This window comes from Streptomyces sp. NPDC020681 (assembly GCF_044334895.1).
Classification (GTDB): Bacteria; Actinomycetota; Actinomycetes; order Streptomycetales; family Streptomycetaceae; genus Streptomyces.
Map to the genome: position 1 here is coordinate 456687 of NZ_JBIRTX010000004.1, position 19627 is coordinate 476313.

The 19627-nt window shown below is 70.2% G+C and carries 18 protein-coding genes and 1 pseudogene; 10 read left to right on the forward strand and 9 right to left on the reverse strand.

Annotation, left to right across the window (positions count from 1 at the left end):
- Window positions 1-3: 3 nt before the first annotated feature.
- Window positions 4-588 carry a cysteine hydrolase family protein gene (locus tag ACH4YL_RS12245; protein WP_398507188.1) on the reverse strand — a complete coding sequence of 195 codons (585 nt, stop codon included), beginning with the start codon at window positions 586-588 and terminating at the stop codon, window positions 4-6.
- Window positions 589-662: 74 nt separating this feature from the next.
- On the opposite strand from ACH4YL_RS12245, the gene ACH4YL_RS12250 reads away from it, so the two are divergent.
- Window positions 663-1649, forward strand: coding sequence for a GlxA family transcriptional regulator (locus ACH4YL_RS12250; RefSeq protein WP_398507189.1), 987 nt, complete (start codon window positions 663-665; stop codon window positions 1647-1649).
- Here ACH4YL_RS12250 and ACH4YL_RS12255 read toward each other — a convergent pair.
- From ACH4YL_RS12255 to ACH4YL_RS12275, 5 genes are all read right to left on the reverse strand, one after another.
- Window positions 1607-2890 (reverse strand): MFS transporter, encoded by a 1284-nt coding sequence (locus tag ACH4YL_RS12255; RefSeq protein WP_398507190.1) that lies wholly within the window; start codon window positions 2888-2890, stop codon window positions 1607-1609. The two genes, ACH4YL_RS12250 and ACH4YL_RS12255, sit on opposite strands and share 43 nt — an antisense overlap.
- Before the next feature lie 148 nt (window positions 2891-3038).
- Entirely contained in the window at window positions 3039-4394 is a 1356-nt protein-coding gene (locus tag ACH4YL_RS12260) for a GH1 family beta-glucosidase (RefSeq protein ID WP_398507191.1), read from the reverse strand.
- A gap of 29 nt (window positions 4395-4423) precedes the next feature.
- Window positions 4424-5287 carry a carbohydrate ABC transporter permease gene (locus ACH4YL_RS12265; RefSeq protein ID WP_398507192.1) on the reverse strand — a complete coding sequence of 288 codons (864 nt, stop codon included), beginning with the start codon at window positions 5285-5287 and terminating at the stop codon, window positions 4424-4426.
- On the reverse strand, window positions 5280-6290 hold the full coding sequence (locus tag ACH4YL_RS12270) for a carbohydrate ABC transporter permease (protein WP_398507193.1): 1011 nt from the start codon (window positions 6288-6290) through the stop codon (window positions 5280-5282). Before ACH4YL_RS12270 ends, ACH4YL_RS12265 begins: the two co-directional genes overlap by 8 nt.
- 10 nt (window positions 6291-6300) lie before the next feature.
- Window positions 6301-7611: an ABC transporter substrate-binding protein gene (locus ACH4YL_RS12275; RefSeq protein WP_398507194.1), complete on the reverse strand. Its 1311-nt coding sequence runs from the start codon at window positions 7609-7611 to the stop codon at window positions 6301-6303.
- A 143-nt stretch (window positions 7612-7754) separates the two neighbouring features.
- Here ACH4YL_RS12275 and ACH4YL_RS12280 point away from each other — a divergent pair, with 143 nt between their 5' ends.
- Window positions 7755-9014 carry an ROK family protein gene (locus tag ACH4YL_RS12280; RefSeq protein WP_398507195.1) on the forward strand — a complete coding sequence of 420 codons (1260 nt, stop codon included), beginning with the start codon at window positions 7755-7757 and terminating at the stop codon, window positions 9012-9014.
- 88 nt (window positions 9015-9102) lie between these two features.
- Entirely contained in the window at window positions 9103-10359 is a 1257-nt protein-coding gene (locus ACH4YL_RS12285; protein WP_398507196.1) for a transglycosylase family protein, read from the forward strand.
- On the opposite strand, the gene ACH4YL_RS12290 is transcribed toward ACH4YL_RS12285, so the two are convergent.
- Window positions 10329-11327, reverse strand: a complete 999-nt coding sequence (locus ACH4YL_RS12290) for a DMT family transporter (RefSeq protein ID WP_398507197.1) — start codon at window positions 11325-11327, stop codon at window positions 10329-10331. The two genes, ACH4YL_RS12285 and ACH4YL_RS12290, sit on opposite strands and share 31 nt — an antisense overlap.
- A gap of 452 nt (window positions 11328-11779) precedes the next feature.
- Between ACH4YL_RS12290 and glgA the strand changes: the two genes are divergently transcribed.
- The 3 genes from glgA (at window position 11780) to ACH4YL_RS12305 (ending at window position 14775) form a co-directional block, all read left to right on the forward strand.
- The gene (glgA, locus tag ACH4YL_RS12295) at window positions 11780-12943 is read left to right on the forward strand and encodes a glycogen synthase (RefSeq protein WP_398507198.1); all 1164 of its coding nucleotides are present in this window, start codon (window positions 11780-11782) and stop codon (window positions 12941-12943) included.
- Between the two features lie 53 nt (window positions 12944-12996).
- The gene (glgC, locus tag ACH4YL_RS12300; protein WP_398507199.1) at window positions 12997-14214 is read left to right on the forward strand and encodes a glucose-1-phosphate adenylyltransferase; all 1218 of its coding nucleotides are present in this window, start codon (window positions 12997-12999) and stop codon (window positions 14212-14214) included.
- Between the two features lie 144 nt (window positions 14215-14358).
- The gene (locus ACH4YL_RS12305; protein ID WP_398507200.1) at window positions 14359-14775 is read left to right on the forward strand and encodes an ATP-binding protein; all 417 of its coding nucleotides are present in this window, start codon (window positions 14359-14361) and stop codon (window positions 14773-14775) included.
- A 26-nt stretch (window positions 14776-14801) separates the two neighbouring features.
- Here the strand turns inward: ACH4YL_RS12305 and ACH4YL_RS12310 are convergent.
- Window positions 14802-15002: pseudogene (locus tag ACH4YL_RS12310) on the reverse strand (endo alpha-1,4 polygalactosaminidase); the annotation flags it as partial.
- Between the two features lie 148 nt (window positions 15003-15150).
- Here ACH4YL_RS12310 and ACH4YL_RS12315 point away from each other — a divergent pair.
- The 3 genes from ACH4YL_RS12315 to ACH4YL_RS12325 all read left to right on the forward strand — a co-directional run bounded on the left by ACH4YL_RS12315 (window position 15151) and on the right by ACH4YL_RS12325 (window position 18157).
- On the forward strand, window positions 15151-15783 hold the full coding sequence (locus tag ACH4YL_RS12315) for an ArsR/SmtB family transcription factor (RefSeq protein ID WP_398507201.1): 633 nt from the start codon (window positions 15151-15153) through the stop codon (window positions 15781-15783).
- A gap of 20 nt (window positions 15784-15803) precedes the next feature.
- The gene (locus ACH4YL_RS12320; RefSeq protein WP_398507202.1) at window positions 15804-16538 is read left to right on the forward strand and encodes an SRPBCC domain-containing protein; all 735 of its coding nucleotides are present in this window, start codon (window positions 15804-15806) and stop codon (window positions 16536-16538) included.
- Window positions 16539-16693: 155 nt separating this feature from the next.
- Window positions 16694-18157: an SDR family NAD(P)-dependent oxidoreductase gene (locus ACH4YL_RS12325; RefSeq protein ID WP_398507203.1), complete on the forward strand. Its 1464-nt coding sequence runs from the start codon at window positions 16694-16696 to the stop codon at window positions 18155-18157.
- 62 nt (window positions 18158-18219) lie between these two features.
- Here the strand turns inward: ACH4YL_RS12325 and ACH4YL_RS12330 are convergent, their stop codons facing one another.
- On the reverse strand, window positions 18220-19059 hold the full coding sequence (locus ACH4YL_RS12330; RefSeq protein ID WP_398507204.1) for an SDR family oxidoreductase: 840 nt from the start codon (window positions 19057-19059) through the stop codon (window positions 18220-18222).
- 263 nt (window positions 19060-19322) lie between these two features.
- Here ACH4YL_RS12330 and ACH4YL_RS12335 point away from each other — a divergent pair, with 263 nt between their 5' ends.
- Window positions 19323-19496 (forward strand): hypothetical protein, encoded by a 174-nt coding sequence (locus ACH4YL_RS12335; protein WP_398507205.1) that lies wholly within the window; start codon window positions 19323-19325, stop codon window positions 19494-19496.
- The last annotated feature ends 131 nt before the right edge of the window (window positions 19497-19627 follow it).

The window sequence follows — 19627 nt, forward strand, 5'->3', positions numbered from 1 at the left end:
CGCTCAGGCCACCGCGGTGACAAGGTCCTTGGTCGTCACCACCGTCGCGAAGCCTCCGCCGTGCAGTGTCACGGCGGAGGCCTGCGCCAGTTCGTCCGCGGTCCGCCGCCAGCCGAACGGCCCCTCGAGGTCGAAGGTGTACGTCGCGTCCAGCGCGAAGAACACCTCGTATCCGAGGTTTCCGCCCATCCGTGCCGTCGTCTCCGCGCACATATTGGTCTGGATCCCGGCCACCACGAACTGCGAGATGCCCTCGGCCCTGAACCACGCGTCCAGGTCCGGCGTCCCGTAGAAGGCCGAGTTCACGGTCTTCGTGACGAACAGCTCGGCCGCGGTGCCCTTGCCGCGCCGCTGCTCCACGTACTCCTTGAGGCCGTTGCCCGGGTGCCCCGGCCGCAGCGGCGAGTCCGGATTCGTCGAGTCGTGCCGTACGAAGACGACCGGCCGTCCCGTGGCCTGCCATACGTCGATGAGCGAGGCGATGTTCTCGTCGGCCTCCGGGTTGTTCCGCGGGCCCCAGAAGTCCGGCTCCTCGAAGCCCTTCATGACGTCCACCACGACCAGTGCCGCGTTCTCTGCTATCTCCATGCCCACGATGCTGCCGCCTCGGCCGCCCTCGCCCCAGATGCGCACAAGTCAGCGATCGATGGTTTACTGCCAAGGTGGCCACCGACCCCGTTCCGTACCGAGTCGCCCTCGTCAGCTTCCCGGGCGTCCGGGCCTTCGACGTCTCCGTGATCACCGAGGTCTGGGGCACGGACCGCACCGACCGCGGCGTCCCCGCGTTCGACCTTCGACGCGTCGCCGCCGACTGCACGCCCGTCCCCATGCGCGGGGGTTTCAGCCTCACCCCCGACCGCACGCTGGCCTGGCTGGCGCGGGCCGATCTGGTCCTGATTCCCGGCCTCGACGACCATCTCACCCCGGCACCCGCACCGGTACTCGAGGCCCTGCGCCGGGCACACGCCCGCGGCACCACCATCGCCGCCCTGTGCGGCGGCGCCTTCACCCTCGCCCAGGCCGGCCTTCTCGACGGCCGCCGCGCGATCACCCACTGGAACCTCGTCGACCTGCTGCGCGCCCATCACCCGCGGGTCATGGTCGAACCCGACGCGCTCTTCATCGAGGACGGCAACATCTGGACCGCCGCCGGTACGGCCGCCGGCATCGACCTGTGCCTGCATCTGGTCCGTACGGCCCACGGCGCGGAGGCGGCCGCGATGATCGCCCGCTCGATGGTCACCGCGCCCTTCCGCACCGGAACCCAGGCCCAGTTCATCGAGCACCCCACCCCGCGCACCGACCGGGACGCCGACGCACTCGCATCCGTACGCGAATACGCGCTCCAGCACCTCCACGAACCGCTCGCGGTCGCCGATCTCGCCGAGCGCGCGGGCATGTCGGCACGCTCCTTCGCCCGCCACTTCGCCGCGGCCACCGGCACGACCCCGCTGCGCTGGCTCCTGGACCAGCGCGTCGCCGCGGCCCAGAAGCTCCTCGAACACACCGACCTGCCGATGCCCGAGATCGCCCGCCGCACGGGCTTCGGCAGCGAAATCACCATGCGCCAGCACTTCGCCTCACGCCTCACGACGAGCCCGCGCGCCTACCGTGCCTCCTTCGCCGCGCACACGTCACCCGGTCGCTGATCCGTTCCCCGGACACCACCGCGCCGTGGCGCGGCCAGCGCGCGGGGAAGGCGGCGGATCGGCGGAACGGCGATCAGAGCGATGGCGCAGCAGAGGCTGATCACGGCCCCGACCAAGAGGAGTTGGCGGACGCCGAAGAGGGCGCTGGCCGGGCCGGCGACGGCCTGGCCGAAGGGGACGGCCAGGATCGAGCCGGCGATCTCGTAGGCGGTGACCCGGTTGAGCCGGTCCTCGGGTATCTGGGTCTGCACGGTGGTGGCCCACTGGACGCCCCAGTACGCCCAGCCGACCCCGCTCACCCCGTACCCGAGCATGAGCAGCGGCAGCGCGGGGACCAGCGCCGCCATCAGCGGCATCAGCGGGAACAGGAACATCGCGAGCCCGCCGGCGAGGAGCGGACGGGACGCGCGGAGCCGGATCGCGATCAGGCCGCCGAGTACACAGCCCGCCCCGAACGCGCTCTCGGCGTAGCCGAACGCCGCCTTGCCGTGCGCGTCGATGATGGAGGCCGCGCCGAGCGGCGTGAGAGGTCCCCAGACGAACACGCCCAGGAACCACCAGATCAGGATGCCCCCCCACAGCCACGACCGGGACCGGAACTCGTGCCACCCGGTGCGCAGGTTCGCGAGCGTGGAGGCCGACCGGTCCACCTCGAAGCGGGGCAGCCGCAGCGCCACCAGACCGATCCCGCTGACCGCGAAGGTGGCCGCGGCACTCGCGAACACCGTGGCCGCCGAGGTGGTGGCGACCAGCGTTCCGGCGAGCGCGGGCCCTGCCATCGTGGAGATCCCCTGACCCACCCGCAGCACCCCGTTGGCCTGTTGCGGGTCGGCGGCCACCTGTGGCACCAGGCTGGAGACACCCGGCTGGAACATCGCGGTCGCGGTCCCGCCGAGCAAAGCCACGACGATGATGAACCACAGCGGCGGATGACCGAGCCAGAAGTAGGCCCCGAGCGCGCCCATGATCACGCACCGGACCGCGTCCGCGCCGATCATCTGCGGCCTGGGGTGGAACCGGTCCGCGAGCACCCCGCCGAAGACGACGAAGAGAGCGAACGCGCCCATCCACGCGCCGAGCGCAAACCCGACCGCGCTCACGCCGTATCCGAGCGAGAGCATCGCGACCGACATGGCGACCGGGATCATCGTGTCGCCGAGCATCGACGCGATGCGGGCGGTGAAGTAGAGGCTGAAGTTCCGGGTCCAGAGGCGGGACGGCGCGGCGACGGGCAAGGCCATTCGGGCATCCTTCTAGGAAGGCTTCTTGAGGGGCAAACGGTTTGATCCCACCCGTCGGCCTCGCCACCGCCGAGGCCATCGCCGGCGGGCGCGGTCCCGCAGCCCAGGCCGGGTGTCGACCGGCCTGGGCTTCACCCGGGCAACCGGATCACGCCGCCCTGCGCGCCCGCCGGGTCGCCGCGCGGATGACGTCCGCGTACCGGTGGCCGCTGCCCTTGATCGTGCGGCGCTGCGTCGCGTAGTCGACATGGATCAGGCCGAACCGCTTGTCGTAGCCGTACGCCCACTCGAAGTTGTCCATCAGCGACCAGGCGAAGTAGCCCGCCACCGGGGCCCCTTGGCGTGCCGCCCGGCCGCAGGCCGCCAGGTGCTCCTCCAAGTAGCGGACGCGCTCCGGATCGTCGACCGTGCCGTCCGCGCGGACCACGTCCGGATACGCCGAGCCGTTCTCCGTGACATGGATGCGCTGCGCGCCGTACTCCTCGGTCAGCCGCATCAGCAGCTGCTCGAGGCCGTCCGCGTGCACCTCCCAGTCCATCGCGGTGTGCCGGGCGCCCGGCAGATAGATCTGCTTGGCGTACGGCGCCGAGCCGGTCGGGTCGGCGGTGACGATCTGGCGGAAGTAGTAGTTCAGCCCCAGCCAGTCCAGCGGCGCGGCGATGGTCGCCAAGTCGCCGGTCCGTTCGGGCAGTTCGACTCCGTACAGATCGAGCATGTCCTGCGGATAGCCGCGGCCGTGGATCGGGTCGAGCCACCAGCGGTTGGTGTGACCGTCCGCGCGTACGGCCGCCGCGCGGTCCTCGTCGCGCTCGGTCGCCGGTTCGATCGGGCTGAGGTTGTTGACGATCCCGACGCGTGCGTCCGGGCAGGCCGCGCGGATCGCCTGGACGGCCAGACCGTGTCCGAGGTGCAGATGGTACGAGGCGTGCACCGCGGCCCGGAGATCGGTGAGCCCGGGTGCCATCGTGCCTTCCAGATGGCCGATCCACGCCGAGCACAGCGGCTCGTTCAGCGTCGCCCAGTCTTTGACCCGGTCGCCGAGCCGCTCGGCGACGACGGCGGCGTACGAGGCGAAGTGCTCGGCGGTCTCGCGCGCCGGCCAGCCGCCGCGGTCCTGGAGCGCCTGCGGCAGATCCCAGTGGTACAGCGTGGGATACGGCGTGATGCCCGCCTCGAGCAGGCCGTCGACCAGCCGGTCGTAGAAGGCGAGACCGGCGGCATTGACCGGACCGTCGCCGCCGGGCACGATCCGCGGCCAGGCGATGGAGAAGCGGTACGCGCCGACGCCGAGCTGCGACATCAGCCCGATGTCCTGCGGCCAGCGGTGGTAGTGGTCGCAGGCCACGTCGCCGGTGTCGCCGCCCGCGACCTTGCCCGGCGTGTGCGAGAAGGTGTCCCAGATCGACGGCGAGCGGCCGTCCTCGGCCACGGCCCCCTCGATCTGGTACGCGGCGGTGGCGACACCCCAGGTGAAGTCGGCCGGAAGGGCGTTGAGGTCGTTCACGGACAGCCTTTCTGCAGGGGGCACTTGTGTCACTTGACGGCGCCCGCGGTGAGGCCGGCGACGAGATAGCGCTGGAGGAGGAGGAATCCGGCGACCACGGGCACGCTGACGACCAGCGACGCGGCCATGACCTGGTTCCAATAGACGTCGTTCTGCGTGGCATAGCCGCGCAGGCCGACGGAGAGCGTGCGGGTGGTGTCGTTCGTCATCACGGAGGCGAACAGGACCTCGCCCCAGGCCGTCATGAACGAGTAGACGGACACGGCGACGATGCCGGGCACGGCGGCCGGCACCACGACCCGGAACAACGCACCGAGCGCCCCGCAGCCGTCCACCATCGCGGCCTCGTCCAGATCCCGCGGGATGGAGTCGAAGTAGCCGATCAGCATCCAGATGGAGAAGGGCAGCGAGAACGTCAGATAGGTGAGGATCAGCCCGCCGCGCGAGCCGTACAGAGCGATTCCGGTGCTGTTGCCGATATTGACGAAGATCAGGAACAGCGGGAGAAGGAACAGGATCCCGGGGAACATCTGCGTGGAGAGCACCGTGACCGTGAAGACCCGCTTCCCGCGGAACCGGTAGCGGCTCACCGCATACGCGGCGAACACCGCGATCAGCACGGACAGCACGGTCGCCGAGCCCGCCACGATCAGCGAGTTGACGAAGTAGCGGGCGAGAGGAACGGTCGTCCAGATGTCGATGTACGGGCGGATCGTGAGCCCGGACGGGATCCACTGGAACTTGCCCGAGACGTCCTGCAGCGGCTTGACCGAGCTGGAGACCATCACATAGACGGGCAGCAGCGCGAAGGCCGTGAGGAAGGTCAGCACGACGCGGCGGGTCCAGAGGAAGGACTGCGGCGGCGCGCTCGGGGACCTGGGCGGCCTAGGCATCGGCACTCTTCCTTCCGCGGGCGGTGGTCAGCAGCAGATAGACGGCCGTGACGGCCAGCAGGAAGAGCAGCAGGAGCACGGACATCGCCGAGCCCTGGCCGAAGTTCCAGGTGACGAACGACGACTGGTAGATGTGCACCGAGATCAGATCCGCCGCCTCGGGCGCGGCCCGTCCGAAGAGCACATAGGGCGTGTTGAAGTCGTTGAACGTCCACAGGAACAGCACCAGCACCAGCACCTGGTTGACCGGCCGAAGGAACGGCAGTGTGATCTTGCGGATCTGCTGCCAGACGCCGGCGCCGTCGATCGCGGCCGCCTCGTACAGCTCGCGCGGGATGTTCTGGAGCCCCGCCATCACGATGAGGAAGGCGAACGGCCACGACTTCCAGACCGCCACCACGACCAGCGCGACAAAGCTGTTGTCGCCGATCAGCCAGAAGGACGGCTCGTCGGTCAGTCCCAGTTGGTCGTGCAGCACGTGGTTGATGAGGCCGTTGTCGCGCTGGAACATGAAGGCCCAGGTGATGACGGCCGCGTACACCGGCAGGGCGTACGGAGTGAGGAACACGGCCCGCAGCAGGCCCCGGCCGCGGAAGTTCTCCTGCATCATGATCGCCGCCGCGACGCCGAACAGCCAGGACAGGCCGACGGCCAGCACGGTGAAGACACAGGTGACAAAGAAGGAGTTGAGCAGCGCCTCGCCGATCGGCGCGTTGAAGTCGACGGCGAACTTGTAGTTGTCGAAGGCCGTCCACGGGGCCTCGCCCCAGTTGCGGATGTAGAACTGGGTGAGCCGGCGGAAGCTCATCACGATCCCGATCGCCATCGGGACGATATGGATGAGCAGTTCGAGTACGACGGCGGGCAGCAGCAGGAGATAGGGCAGGCCGCCGTGGCGGATCCGGTCCGGGATGCGCGGCAGTTTCCGCCGCGCGTCCTTGGTGCCCACGCTCTCGCCGCTGTCCGCCGGGCCGGTGCGGCCCGGCGACACAGTAACGGTCATCGGGCGGGCCTCACTGCTGCATCTGCTGCTGGGCCTTGGTCAGCTTTTCCTTGACCGACTCCGTGGTCACCGGGATTCCGGCGGCCGCATCGGCCCACAGCTCCTTGACGGCCGTCCCGACGGTCGTCTCGAACTGCGACTCCGTGGGCACCTGAGGCAGCGGCGCGGCGCTCTTGGCGAGCGTGTCGCGCAGCACCTTCAGTTCGGGCGCGGCGAACGCCGGGTCCTCCTGCGCGGCCTTGACCGGCGGAATCGATCCGTACGTCTTGTTGAGCAGCTTCTGCTCGGCGTCACTCGTCATGAACTTCACGAACTCTTTGGCGCCGTCGATGTTCTTGGTGTTCTTGAAGACGGCCATGTTGATGCCGGCGACCATGGAGTTGGTGTTCTTACCCGTGCCCGGAGCGCCCGCGGGCACCGGCACGGGAGCCACGCCCCAGTCCGCCGGCTTCATGCCCTGCGCGGCGAACGTCGAGGCGGCGGCCTGCCACAGCACCATCGCCGTCTTGCCGCGCGCGAAGTCCTGCAACGACTGGTTCTGGGCGTACTCGGCGTTGCCAGGTGCGACGATCTTGTCCTTGGCCATGAAGTCGACGTACTGCTTCACCGCGGCGACGGCGCCGTCCGAGGTGAAGGTCGGCTTGCCCGCGGAGTCGAAGAAGTCGGCGCCGTGCTGCTTACCGAGGACGAAGACCTGGTGGATGTTGTTGGCGAGATTGCCGCCCTCGGCGCCGAGCGCCCACTTCCCGTCCTTGGAGATCTTCTTGCCGTCCGCGACCAGTTGGTCCCAGGTGGCGGGCGGCTGGGAGATGCCCGCCTCGCTGAACATCTTCTTGTTGTAGTAGAGCGCGTAGGCGAGCGAGTACAGCGGCACGGCCGCGGGGTCCTTGCCCTCGGCTCCGGCGGAGGCGACGGCCGAGTCGACGAAGCGGTCCCGGCCGCCTATCGCGTCGAAGTTCTTCTGGTCCCAGGGCAGCAGGGCGCCGGTCGCCTGGAGCGAGGCGGACCAGGTGTTGCCTATGTTGAGGACGTCGGGGCCCTGACCGGAGGTGGTGGCGGCGAGGATCCGGTTGAGCAGATCGGACCAGGGGATCACCTCGAGCTTGACCTTGATGCCGGTCTGCTTCTCGAACTTCTTGAGTTCGGCGGTGAGGATCTTCTTGTCGGCCTCGACACTGGGGCCCTGGTTGGAGGCCCAGTAGGTGAGCGTCTTGGGCGAATCGTTGCTGCCACCTCCGTCGGTCGTGCCGCCACCGCATCCGGTGACGGCGGCCAGGGCGCTGAGGACGGTGACGGCTGCTGCGGCTCTGATCATGCGCATGAGAGGTGGCCCCTTCCCGGGGGTGGCTGCGTTCGAGAACCGAACGGGCCTCCTTGACTTAATTTAGATCGTGATTTAAGAGGTGAGAGAAGGTCGCGTCAAGGTCTGCGACCGGGGTATGTTGCCTCGAGGGAAGGAGCACCATGGCGGAGCGCAACAGACGGACAGTGCGTGACCTGCGGCGGGGCAACCGTGCGAGGGTTCTGCAACGGTTGTATTTCGACGGCCCGCTGAGCCGCCAGGAGCTCGGCCCTGCCACCGGACTGAGTTCAGGCTCTATCAGCAATGTCGTCGCCGAGCTGGCCGCCGAAGGTGTGCTGGAGGAGGCCGGGGTCGTCGACTCCGACGGCGGCCGCCCGCGCACCCTGCTGCGCGTCACGCCCGGCGCCGGACTGCTGATCGGCATCGACATCGGCGAGACCCGGGTCCGCGTCGAGCTGTTCGACCTCTCGCTCACCGAACTCGCCCGCACCGAACGGCTGCTGGCCCAGCACGGCTATGACGTCGAACGCATCGTCGGACATGTCTGCGCCGGCGTCGCCGACGTGCTGCGGGACGCCGACGCGGAGATGACGAGCCTGCTGGGCATCGGCATCGGCGTGCCCGGCATCATCGAGCGGGACCCGGGCGGCGGGGCGATCGTGCACGGCCAGACCATCGGCTGGAGCGCCGTCCCCTTCGAGCGGCTGATCCGCGACGCCGTCGAACTGCCGCCGGAAGTACCGCTGTTCATCGACAACGGAGCCAAGACCCTCGGCCAGGCCGAGATGTGGTTCGGCGGCGGCCGCGGCGCCCGGCAGGCGGCCGTCGCGCTGATCGGATCCGGCGTCGGCGCATGCGTGGTGCACGCGGGCACGCCCGACGAGACCGCCCGCGCCGACGCCCTTGAGTGGGGCCACACGACCGTACGGATCCGGGGCCGGCGCTGCCGCTGCGGATCGCTCGGCTGCCTCGAGGCGTACGCCGGAGCGGAGGCCCTGCGCGAGCGCTGGCAGGAGGCCGGCGGGCCGCTGCCGGCCAACGCCGACGACGAGACCGCCCTCGCCACGCTGCTCACCGCCGCCTTCCCCGCCCCGGGCGGCCCCGCCCCCGACCCGGTCGCGGTCTCCCTGCTCGACGACACCGCCGAGTACCTGGGCGCCGCCGTCGCCGACCTGATCAATCTCTTCCGGCCCGAACGGATCCTGCTCGGCGGCTGGGCGGGACTGCTGATCGGGCCGCACCTGCTGCCCGAAGTACGGCGGTACGCGAGCGAGTACGCGCTGGACCACGCCGCCGCCCGCACGGTCATCGAGCTCGGCAGGCTCGGTCCCGACGCGGTCACCGTGGGGGCCGCGACGCTGCCGCTGGCGGACTTCCTGGCGCGGGGAGGCAGCAGGCCCCGCGTCTCAGTGAGCCCGTGAGCCCCGGTGTGAACCCTTGTCATGAGCCTTGTACAGCGCCTAAGTTGACCGATTGCGATGTGACCGTCTTGTCAGTGGGGGAGTCACCATGGCCGCAACCGGTCGGCACCGTCGGCACCAGCCGAGCCGGATCAACCGTGCCTCTCTCACCGTCACCGCGGGCGGCGCCGGCATGGCTCTGCCGCTCATCGGCGCGGGCACCACGCACGCGGCCTCCGTGGACATCTGGGAGAAGGTCGCGGCCTGCGAGTCCACCAGCCACTGGAAGATCAACACCGGTAACGGCTACTACGGCGGTCTCCAGTTCAGCCAGTCCACCTGGGAGGCGTACGGCGGCCGGCACTACGCGCCGCGCGCCGATCTCGCCAGCAAGGACCAGCAGATCGCGATCGCCGAGAAGGTGCTCAAGGGCCAGGGGCCCAGGGCCTGGCCCGTGTGCTCGACGCGCGCCGGTCTCACCCGCGGCGGCGACGCTCCCGAGATCGCACCCGCGAGGCGATTAGCCGCGCAGACCCAGCAGACCCAGCACCAGACCCGGCCGGAGACCCAGCCGCGCAAGGCGACGCCGACCACCGTGCCCACGCACCGCGAGGGTTACACCGTGGCCCGCGGCGACTCGCTCTCCAAGATCGCGGAGACCGAGGAGGTACGCGGCGGCTGGCAGCGGCTGTACGCGCAGAACCGTACGGTCGTCGGCTCCGACCCCGATCTGATCCACCCCGGCCAGAAGCTGATCCTGCGCATCGAGGCCCCCAAGGCCAAGCCCACGCCGCGCCCGGCCGCGAAGCAACAGGCCCCGAAGGCTCCCCAGAAGCGGATCCCGCAGCAGCAAGCACCGAAGCAGGCGGCCCCTCAAAAGCAGGCCCCGAAGCAGGCCCCGCAGAAGCAGGCTCCCAAGAAGCAGGCCAAGCCGGTCCGCGCCACCAAGCCCGCTCCCAAGACCGGTCTCAGCGCGCCCGTCGACGCCTCAATCGGCACCCCGTACCGCAAGGCGGGCTCTTCCTGGGCCAGCGGCTATCACACCGGTGTGGACTTCCCCGTCCCGACCGGCACCTCCGTCAAGGCCGTCGCCTCCGGCCGCGTCGTCTCGGCGGGGTGGGGCGGTGCCTACGGCTACCAGGTCGTCATCCGCCACACCGACGGCCGGTACAGCCAGTACGCGCATCTGTCGGCGCTCACCGTGCGCTCCGGCCAGCAGGTCACCAGCGGTCAGCGAATCGCCCGCTCGGGCTCCACCGGCAACAGCTCGGGGCCGCACCTTCACTTCGAGGTCCGTACGGGCCCGGGGTACGGGTCCGACATCGACCCCCTCGCCTACCTCAGGGCGGGCGGCGTCTCGGTCTGACGCCGACGGGCCCGGGGAGCCGACGGGACCGACGAGCGGACCGAGCACGGCGCAGACGCAGGGCGGGCTTCCGGCGCCGCGGCAACGCCGTCACCGGCCGGGGCGGCTGAGGACCCGGCCGGATCCTTGTGCTCACGGGCGGACGCGGCCAGCCGCTCCGTCGTCAGCAGGATCAGACCGCCGGCCGTGACGACGGCGAAGCCGAGTGCCAGGAGCGTGCCCGTGATGCCGTAGCGGAAGGTCTCGCCGAACATCGTGATGCCGACGGCGGCGGCGATGACGGGATTGATGACCGTGACCGTGGCCAGCGGGGCCGCGAGGCCCGCGCCGCGGTAGGAGGCCTGCGAGAGCAGCAGCCCGCCGATCGCGAGGACGGCCATCACCAGCAGGCTCGGCCACTGCGCGAGCGGATCGGACCACACCCAGTCCACCGCGACCGTCTTGGTGAACACCGAGGCGATGCCGAAGGCCACGCCCGCGGCGGCAGCCAGCAGCACACTGCGCAGTACCGGCCGGCCGATGGTCTGCGCGACCAGGAACAGCAGCGCCACACCGCCGAACGTCGCCGCGGCCAGCACCCCGCGCTGTCCGCCGTCCAGCGAGTGCGAATCGGCCGTGCCGACGAGCATCAGCAGCCCGGCGAGGCCCACCGTCGCCATCAGCGCGCCGCGCCAGGCGGCGGATCCGGCCTTGCGCCGTACGAAGAGAGCAGCCATCGGCAGCGCGAACACGATCGTCAGCGCGCCGAGCGGCTGGACCAGGCTGAGCGGCCCGTACGCCAGCGCCATCACATGCAGCACCGCGCCGAGGCTGTTCAGCGCCACGGCGAACCACCACCCCGAGTGGTGCAGCGGGGCGTAGGGGCGGGCGGCGGTGGAGGCTGCGACATGCTCCTGCACGATCGCCCCGGCCGCATAGGCGACCGCGGAGATCAGTGACAGCACCACTGCCAGCACGAGGGAACTCATAAAGACCACGATCTCCCTCTTCAGCGTTCACGTCGTCGTCCTTGAGCAGGCCATTCGACGTACTGCCGGAGTAGTACGAGCCTAGGCCAAAAGTCCCCCGTGCGACGGTCGTGCAGGTCAGCGGGGGGTGGAGCCCGCCGACGGTATCGCTGCCCGCGACGGGTGCGGGCAGCGGCCGCGGCCAAGCTGACAGGAGGCTGACGGCAGCCTGACCGCAAGGGAGGGGAGAGAGGCGGGGGAGGAGCGTCGACGTGCGCTCGCGCCCCACCTGTGATCCGCCACTCCCGGACGCGCCTCCCGCCTGTGGCCGTCGGCCGCCCGCGGGTCCGCCGAGCGACGGACCCGCCGCCGCTGCCAGAGCCGAGCCTGCGGCCGTCCGCCGCACGGATCGGCATTGCAGTGACCCGGACCGCGGTCTTCCCCGCGCGCCCCATGTGAGTGACCATCATGGGGTGAAGGTGGGACTGCTCACGCGCGAGTACCCTCCGGACGTCTACGGGGGCGCCGGGGTCCATGTGGAGTTCCTCGCAAGGGAGTTGCGCGCCTTCACCGATCTCGAAGTGCACTGCTGGGGCGAGGGCGAGGCCGAAGGAGTGCTGCGGCACCGGGCGTTCGCCGGACTCGACGGCGCGAACGACGCGCTGCGCACCTTCTCCGTGGACCTGGCGATGGCCGCCGAGCTGGCGGGCCGCGAGCTGGTCCACTCCCACACCTGGTACGCCAATCTCGCCGGCCATCTCGCCAAGCTGCTCTACGGCGTGCCGCATGTGATGACCGCGCACTCCCTGGAGCCGCTGCGCCCCTGGAAGGCCGAGCAGCTCGGCGGCGGCTACGCGCTCTCCAGCTGGGCCGAGCGTACGGCGATCGAGGCGGCGGACGCCGTCGTCGCCGTCTCCCGCGGGATGCGCAGCGACATCCTCGGCTGCTATCCCACGCTCGACCCGGACAAGGTGCATGTCGTCCACAACGGCATCGACACCCGCCTGTACCGCCCCGACCACGACACCACCGCGCTCGAGCGGATCGGCCTCGACCCGGACCGCCCCTTCGTCCTCTTCGTCGGCCGCATCACCCGTCAGAAGGGCGTACCGCACCTGCTGCGGGCAGCCCGCACCTTCGACCCGGACGCCCAGCTGGTGCTCTGCGCGGGCGCGCCGGACACGCCCGAGATCGGCGCGGAGTTCCGGGAGCTGGTCGAGGAGCTGGAGCGGGTGCGGGACGGCGTGCACTGGATCCCGGAGATGCTGCCGCGGCCCCAGGTCATCCAACTGCTCAGCCACGCCGCGGTGTTCGTCTGCCCGTCGGTGTACGAGCCGCTGGGCATCGTGAACCTGGAGGCCATGGCGTGCGGCACGGCCGTCGTCGCCTCCGCCGTCGGCGGCATCCCCGAGGTCGTGGACGACGGACGCACCGGACTGCTCGTGCCGTACGACTCCGCTCACCCCGAGGCCTTCGAGGCCGGGCTCACCCAGGCGGTGAACCGCGTGCTCGACGACCCGGCGGAGGCGGCCCGGATGGGCGCCGCCGGACGGCAGCGTGCGGTGCGCGAGTTCGGCTGGGACCAGGTCGCCCGGCGGACGTACGAGCTGTACGAGGAGTTGCTCAAGCAGGAGTAGGGCACAACAGGAGCAACAGGCGTGGCAGGCGCAACAGGCGGGAGGGGCGGTCGATGCGCGGTGGACCTTCGGTGCTCGGAATCGTACTGGCGGGCGGGGAGGGCAAACGGCTGATGCCGCTCACCGCGGACCGGGCCAAACCCGCGGTGACCTTCGGCGGCATGTACCGCCTCGTGGACTTCGTGCTCTCCAGCCTCGTCAACGGCGACATCCTGCGCATCTGCGTGCTCACGCAGTACAAATCGCATTCGCTGGACCGCCATGTGACCACCACCTGGCGGATGTCGAGCCTGCTCGGCAACTATGTGACGCCCGTCCCGGCACAGCAGCGGCTCGGCCGCCGCTGGTATCTCGGCAGCGCGGACGCCATCCTGCAGTCCCTGAACCTGGTCCATGACGAACAGCCGGACTACATCGCGGTGTTCGGCGCGGACCATGTGTACCGGATGGACCCGCGGCAGATGCTGGCGCAGCACATCGAAGGCGGCGCGGGCGTCACGGTCGCCGGAATCAAGGTGCCGCGCGCCGAGGCGTCGTCCTTCGGGATCATCACGCCGTCCTCGGACGGCGCCGGCGTCGAGCAGTTCCTGGAGAAGCCCACCGACCCGCCGGGACTGCCCGGCGATCCCGACCGGGTCTTCGCCTCCATGGGCAACTACCTCTTCACCACCAAGGTCCTGGTCGACGCCCTGCACCGGGACGCCGAGGACGAGCACTCCGTCCATGACATGGGCGGCTCGATCCTGCCGATGCTCACCGAGCGGGGTATGGCGCAGATCTACGACTTCAATGCGAACCATGTGCCGGGCGAGAGCGCGCGGGAGCACGGCTACTGGCGCGATGTGGGCACGCTCGACACGTACTACGAAGCCCATATGGATCTGATACCGGACCGGCCGGCCTTCGATCTCGACAACCGGAGCTGGCCCATCTACACCCACCACAGCCAGCTGCCGCCGGCCCGCTTCATCGGCGCCGGCATCGCGAGCGAGTCGATCATCAGTCCCGGCTGTGTCGTCCGGGGCCAGGTCACCCGGTCCGTGCTCTCGCCCGGTGTGACCGTCGCCGAAGGCGCGGTGGTGCAGGGCTCGGTGCTCCACGACAACGTGCGCATAGGTCGTGGCGCGGTCGTGCGCGGCTCGATCCTGGACAAGAACGTGGATGTGCCGCCCGGCGCGACGATCGGTGTCAATCCCGAGCGTGACCAGGAGCTCTACACCGTCTCCAAGAACGGAGTCATCGCGCTGGGCAAGGGACAGAAGGTGGTCTGAGCCAATTGGCCGATTGCCGATCTCACGGTCTGGGCAACACAGGGAGGAAGGGGCTCGTCGTTGCGCATCCGCCCGCCAACGACCGCCCCGCTCCTGCTTTCCCGTACGCCAACAGACTGGCCTGATCGGAACGGAGTGATGGGGATGCGTACGCAAAGGCGCACCCGTCGGCGCGCCACGCGTGCTACGTACCTGCTGCCGCAGGCGGAGACATCTGCCCTCTGGGCACGGCACCTGACCACGGTGTTCCTCACCCGCGGCTGCGGTGAGGAAGTGACCTGCGACCAGGTGGAGGACGCCACACTGGTCGTCTCCGAGCTGGTCACCAACGCCATGCGGCACGGCCGCAGCAGCTGCCGGCTGCGGCTGCATGTCGACCCCGGGACCGTGACCGTCGAGGTGGAGGACGCGAGCCCGGTGCACCCGAGGCTGTGTTCACCGCTGGAGACCGACGAGAGCGGCCGGGGCATGGTGATGGTGCGCGAACTCTCCCGGCACTTCGCGGTACGGGGCGGGCCCGGCGGCGGCAAGACCGTACAGGCTGTGCTCGCCGCGTCCTGATCGCGGCCCCGCCCGCCGCGCGGTCGTCAGCACGGCTGACGCCACGCGCCCAGATCGAGCTTCTCGCGCATCGAACTCAGCCCCAGCCGACGCGAGCCCTCGCAGAACGCGCCCACGCCGATCGCGTACTCGACATCGAAGACCGCCTTGCCGGCCTGCACGAACGGCTTGAGTGCCGCGCACTCGCCGAACTGCGCGCACTCCTCGTTCACGGCGAAGTCGAAATCCTGCGGTGTACGGCGTTCCCGAGCCGTCGAGTTCGGCGGCGATCGCGGCGGTGACACCCGACTCGCGCGATTCGGCCATCCGTCGTCTCTTCCTGCCGACAGGAAAATGATGCTGGACAAAAAAAGTTGTCGGTGAGACGGTGGAGCCATGTTGGACGTGACCGTGATCGAGGACTCGGCGGCAGCCGCCGTCTCGCTGGACCCGATGCGCTCCCGGCTTCTCGCCGAGCTCACCGCCGGGCCCGCGTCGGCGACGATGCTCGCGAGCCGGGTCGGGCTGCCCCGCCAGAAGGTGAACTACCACCTCAAGGCCCTGGAGCGGCACGGCCTGGTCGAGCTGGCCGGCGAGCGCAGAAAGGGCAATGTCACCGAGCGGCTGATGCGCGCCACCGCGGCCTCGTACGTGATCTCGCCGCTCGCCCTGGCCGCGGTCCAGCCCGACCCGGCCGGCTTCCGCGACCAGCTCTCCGCCCGCTGGATGCTGGCCCTCGCCGCGCGGCTGGTGCGCGACGTCGGCAGCCTGATCACGGGGGCGACGAAGGCGCGAAAGCGCCTCGCGACCTATGCCCTCGACGGCGAGGTGCGGTTCGCCTCCGCCGCCGACCGGGCCGCGTTCGTGCAGGAGCTGACGCAGGGCGTCGGCGCGCTGATCGCCAAGTACCACGACGAGGACGCGCCCGGCGGACGCGATCACCGCCTCGTCGTGGCGCTCCATCCCACGGTGAAGATCCCGCCCACCGCACCCGCCATCGAGACCGCGCCATCCCCGCAGTCCGAGTAGTCCGAGCACCAGGAGACGTCATGTCGCAGGAAAAGGAATTCGAGATCGTCCGCGAGTTCGCGGTCGACGCCAGTCCCGAGCAGGTCTGGGACGCGATCACCACCGGCACCGGCGGTTGGCTCTGGCCGATGGAGTACGAGCCGCGGGAAGGCGGCGCGGCCCCATACGGCGGCACCGTCACCGCGTGGGACCCGCCGCGCCACCTGACCGCCCGCACCGAGGACGCCGAAGGCGTCGACGTGCAGACCTTCAACCAGCTCGACCATGTCATCGAGCCGCGCGAAGGCGGCGGCTCCTGGGTGCGCTATGTGCACAGCGGGATCCTGGTCGACGACTGGGACAACCAGTACGACGGCGCGAACAAGCACACCGACTTCTATCTGCACACGCTGCGGCAGTACCTCACCTACTTCTCCGGCAGGCCCGTGACCTTCGCCACGCTGGACGCGCCCGGCACATCGAATGTCCCGGACGGGCTCGAGGTCGTCCGGCGCGGACTGGGGCTGCCCGACGACACCGCGGAAGGCGCGACCGTACGGGTCGAGCTGCCCGGCGCGGGTCGGGTCGACGCGGTCGTCGACTACCGCAACGCGTACTTCGTCGGACTGCGCACGGACGAGGCGCTGTACCGCGTCTTCGGCCGCAACCACTTCGGCGCGCCGGTCGGCGTCAGCGTCCACGACTTCGCCCCGGGCGCGGACGCGCAGAAGAACGAGGACGCGTGGCGGTCGTGGCTGACCGGCCTGTTTGCGTGACCGCGTTCCGAGGGGACCGGAGGCTTCGGCCCCCGGAGCCGCGATGAGCAGGGGCCGGGGCCCCTGCTCATCGGATTTTGCCGTCACCCTTTTGCTCAGTAAAGTTGCGCTTTTGAAACCCCCAGCGCGCGAGTGATCGAGGAACGGCAAAGGCCATGACGGTGACAGAGGACAGTACGGCCTTCGGCCCGGGCATCGACCCCGAGCGTCTGGCCGTCTGCCTGAGCGTTCTCGACGAGCTCGACAAGCTGGACGTAGACCACCCCGACGCGATCGCCGTGCGGCGCGCCACCGCCGGCATCTACCGGACCGTGAAGCAGCGCCGCCGCCAGGAGCGCCGGGCCGCCAAGACCGCCCACGACAAGGCGGTCACCGAGGCCACCGCGACCGGCTCCGCCGAGCGGATCGACGACGAGACCGAGGGCCTGCTGCCGTCCTCCTCGGTCACCGGGGAGATCGCGGGCATACTCCAGCGCCCCCGGTCCTGCTACATCTGCAAGACCCGCTATGTCGAGGTCGACGCCTTCTACCACCAGCTCTGCCAGGAGTGCGCGGCCGAGAACCGCGCCCGCCGCGACGCCCGCACCGACCTCACCGGCAAGCGCGCCCTGCTCACCGGCGGCCGCGCCAAGATCGGCATGTACATCGCGCTGCGGCTGCTCCGCGACGGTGCTCACACCACGATCACCACGCGCTTCCCGAACGACGCGATCCGCCGCTTCAAGGCGATGCCGGACAGCGCCGAGTGGATACACCGCCTCAGGATCGTCGGCATCGACCTGCGCGACCCGGCCCAGGTCGTCGCGCTCGCCGACTCGGTCGCGGCCCAGGGCCCGCTGGACATCCTGATCAACAACGCCGCGCAGACCGTACGCCGCTCCCCGCAGGCGTACAGCGAACTGGTCAGCGCCGAATCCGCCCCGCTGCCGGCCGGTGAGCTGCCCGCCGCCGAGATCATCGGCACCTTCGGCAGCGGCGCCGTGGACTCGGTGGCCGCGCTGCCGGCCGCCCGGACCGAGGCCCTGACGCCGCAGGACGTCACCGAGCTCGCGCTGGTCTCCGGCTCCGCCTCGCTCGCCAGGATCGAGGCCGGCACGGCGATCGACGCCGGCGGACTCGTGCCCGATCTGCACGACACCAACAGCTGGATCCAGACGGTCTCCGAGGTCGACCCGGTCGAGCTGCTCGAGGTCCAGCTCTGCAACTCCACCGCGCCGTTCATCCTCATCAGCCGGCTCCGCCCGGCGATGGCCGCCGCCGAGGCCAAGCGCACCTACGTGGTGAACGTCTCCGCGATGGAGGGCGTCTTCAGCCGCGGCTACAAGGGTGCGGGCCACCCGCACACCAACATGGCCAAGGCCGCGCTGAACATGCTCACCCGCACCAGCGCGCAGGAGATGTTCGAGTCCGACGGCATCCTGATGACCGCCGTCGACACCGGCTGGATCACCGACGAGCGTCCGCACCCGGACAAGATGCGCCTGGCCGACGAGGGCTTCCACGCCCCGCTCGACCTGATCGACGGCGCGGCCCGGGTCTACGACCCGATCGTGCGCGGCGAGTTGGGCGAGGACCTCTTCGGCTGCTTCCTCAAGGACTACGCTCCGGCGAACTGGTAGGCAGGACCGGTCTTTCGGGTCCTGCCGGGCCCGCGTCCCCGGGTGGGCTCGCCGGACCCCGCTCACTGATCCGGCCTGTTCCCCGGGACATGGCCTCGCAACTGCTCGTGGACGGCGTACGCGCCGCCGCCCGCGGCCGCGCGTACCCGCGTGCCGCCATCCACCAGCAGATCGGCTCCCGTCACCCAGGCCGCCTCGTCGGACACCAGCCACAGCACCGCACGCGCCACATCGTCCGGCTCGCCGATCCTGCCCAGCGGCAGGCCGTCGGCGATCCGTTGCTCCGCACCCTCCCAGACAAACCTGGCCATTTCGGTGCGAACAAGACCCGGTGAGACCGCGTTGACCCGTACGCCCGGCGCGAGTTCACCGGCCAGCTGCCGGGTCAGATGCAGCAGCGCGGCCTTGCTCGTGCCGTACGCGCCGACCTGCGGACCGACTCCATGCGTGCCCTCCGTGCAGATGTTGACCACCGCGCCGCCGTGCTCGCGCATCCAGAGCCGCCAGCTCAGCTGCACCAGCCGCAACGCCGCCTCGACATTCACCGCGAACGCCTCGCGCCACTGATCCGGGTCGGCCGCCATCAGCGGACCGTACGGAGCGTTGGTCGCCGCGTTGTTGACCAGAATGTCCAGCCGCCCGAACTCCCGCATCGCGAGGGCGGTGCACCGGTCGAGGTGCGCCGGGTCCGCGACGCTGCCCGCACAGCCCGCCGCCTGGGCTCCTGCCTCACGCAGCCGCGTCACGGCCGCTGCTACGCCATCCGGGTGTCGGGCGGTGACCACGACCTTCGCGCCCGCCGCGGCGAGCGCGTCGGCGGCGGCGAGGCCAATGCCCCGTGATGCCCCGGTGACCAGCGCCGTCCGCCCGTCGAGGCTGCCTTGTGCCTGCCTGGAAGTCATCCGCGCACGATGCCACGAAGCCCCTTACGGGCACAGGGTGTTGGCCGGATCGATTGGCCGGATTCGAGCCGAGTTACAGGCCCCATCGAGCGGGGCAGCGCTCATTTGGTTACTCTGGGGTGAATGGACGCCACCAAGGGATCCACGAAACCCCTTGGCCGTCCTGGGACAAGTCTGCAACCAGGCTGCGGTCCCGCCCGAGTGCCGGCGCCACCGCGACCGAACTGCCCTTGTCCCAGTTACGCGACACAGAGGAGTGCGCGGTGACACCAGATGTGAAGCAGCAAGAGAAGCGACCGCCCGAACGCAAGAGCGAGCGAGCCGGCCGATCCGATGAGCTCGGAAGCCTCGAAGTGTGGGCCCGATCGGCTCCGATCCGGCTGGCCGGTTACGAGGACGACCTCGCCGAACCGCATATCCTGCCCGGCATCGACTGAGCGGATCGCTTCGCCCGTACCCCCTGTCCCGGTGGACAGGGGGTACGGGCGTTTTTGGCGGGTCCCGGACGGGGGTGCCAGAATCATCCGATGGCTCTGGGGAGAAAATCGGCGTAAGGCATGCTGAGTGT

What these genes read in the sequence shown, in the direction of transcription:
- ACH4YL_RS12245 (WP_398507188.1), bottom strand. Translation starts at nt 588, where the DNA reads ATGGAGATAGCAGAGAACGCGGCACTGGTCGTGGTGGACGTCATGAAG.
- ACH4YL_RS12255 (WP_398507190.1), bottom strand. Translation starts at nt 2,890, where the DNA reads ATGGCCTTGCCCGTCGCCGCGCCGTCCCGCCTCTGGACCCGGAACTTC.
- ACH4YL_RS12265 (WP_398507192.1), bottom strand. Translation starts at nt 5,287, where the DNA reads ATGCCTAGGCCGCCCAGGTCCCCGAGCGCGCCGCCGCAGTCCTTCCTC.
- ACH4YL_RS12270 (WP_398507193.1), bottom strand. Translation starts at nt 6,290, where the DNA reads ATGACCGTTACTGTGTCGCCGGGCCGCACCGGCCCGGCGGACAGCGGC.
- ACH4YL_RS12275 (WP_398507194.1), bottom strand. Translation starts at nt 7,611, where the DNA reads ATGCGCATGATCAGAGCCGCAGCAGCCGTCACCGTCCTCAGCGCCCTG.
- ACH4YL_RS12280 (WP_398507195.1), top strand. Translation starts at nt 7,755, where the DNA reads ATGGCGGAGCGCAACAGACGGACAGTGCGTGACCTGCGGCGGGGCAAC.
- ACH4YL_RS12285 (WP_398507196.1), top strand. Translation starts at nt 9,103, where the DNA reads ATGGCCGCAACCGGTCGGCACCGTCGGCACCAGCCGAGCCGGATCAAC.
- ACH4YL_RS12290 (WP_398507197.1), bottom strand. Translation starts at nt 11,327, where the DNA reads ATGAGTTCCCTCGTGCTGGCAGTGGTGCTGTCACTGATCTCCGCGGTC.
- glgC (WP_398507199.1), top strand. Translation starts at nt 12,997, where the DNA reads ATGCGCGGTGGACCTTCGGTGCTCGGAATCGTACTGGCGGGCGGGGAG.
- ACH4YL_RS12305 (WP_398507200.1), top strand. Translation starts at nt 14,359, where the DNA reads ATGCGTACGCAAAGGCGCACCCGTCGGCGCGCCACGCGTGCTACGTAC.
- ACH4YL_RS12315 (WP_398507201.1), top strand. Translation starts at nt 15,151, where the DNA reads ATGTTGGACGTGACCGTGATCGAGGACTCGGCGGCAGCCGCCGTCTCG.
- ACH4YL_RS12320 (WP_398507202.1), top strand. Translation starts at nt 15,804, where the DNA reads ATGTCGCAGGAAAAGGAATTCGAGATCGTCCGCGAGTTCGCGGTCGAC.
- ACH4YL_RS12325 (WP_398507203.1), top strand. Translation starts at nt 16,694, where the DNA reads ATGACGGTGACAGAGGACAGTACGGCCTTCGGCCCGGGCATCGACCCC.
- ACH4YL_RS12330 (WP_398507204.1), bottom strand. Translation starts at nt 19,059, where the DNA reads ATGACTTCCAGGCAGGCACAAGGCAGCCTCGACGGGCGGACGGCGCTG.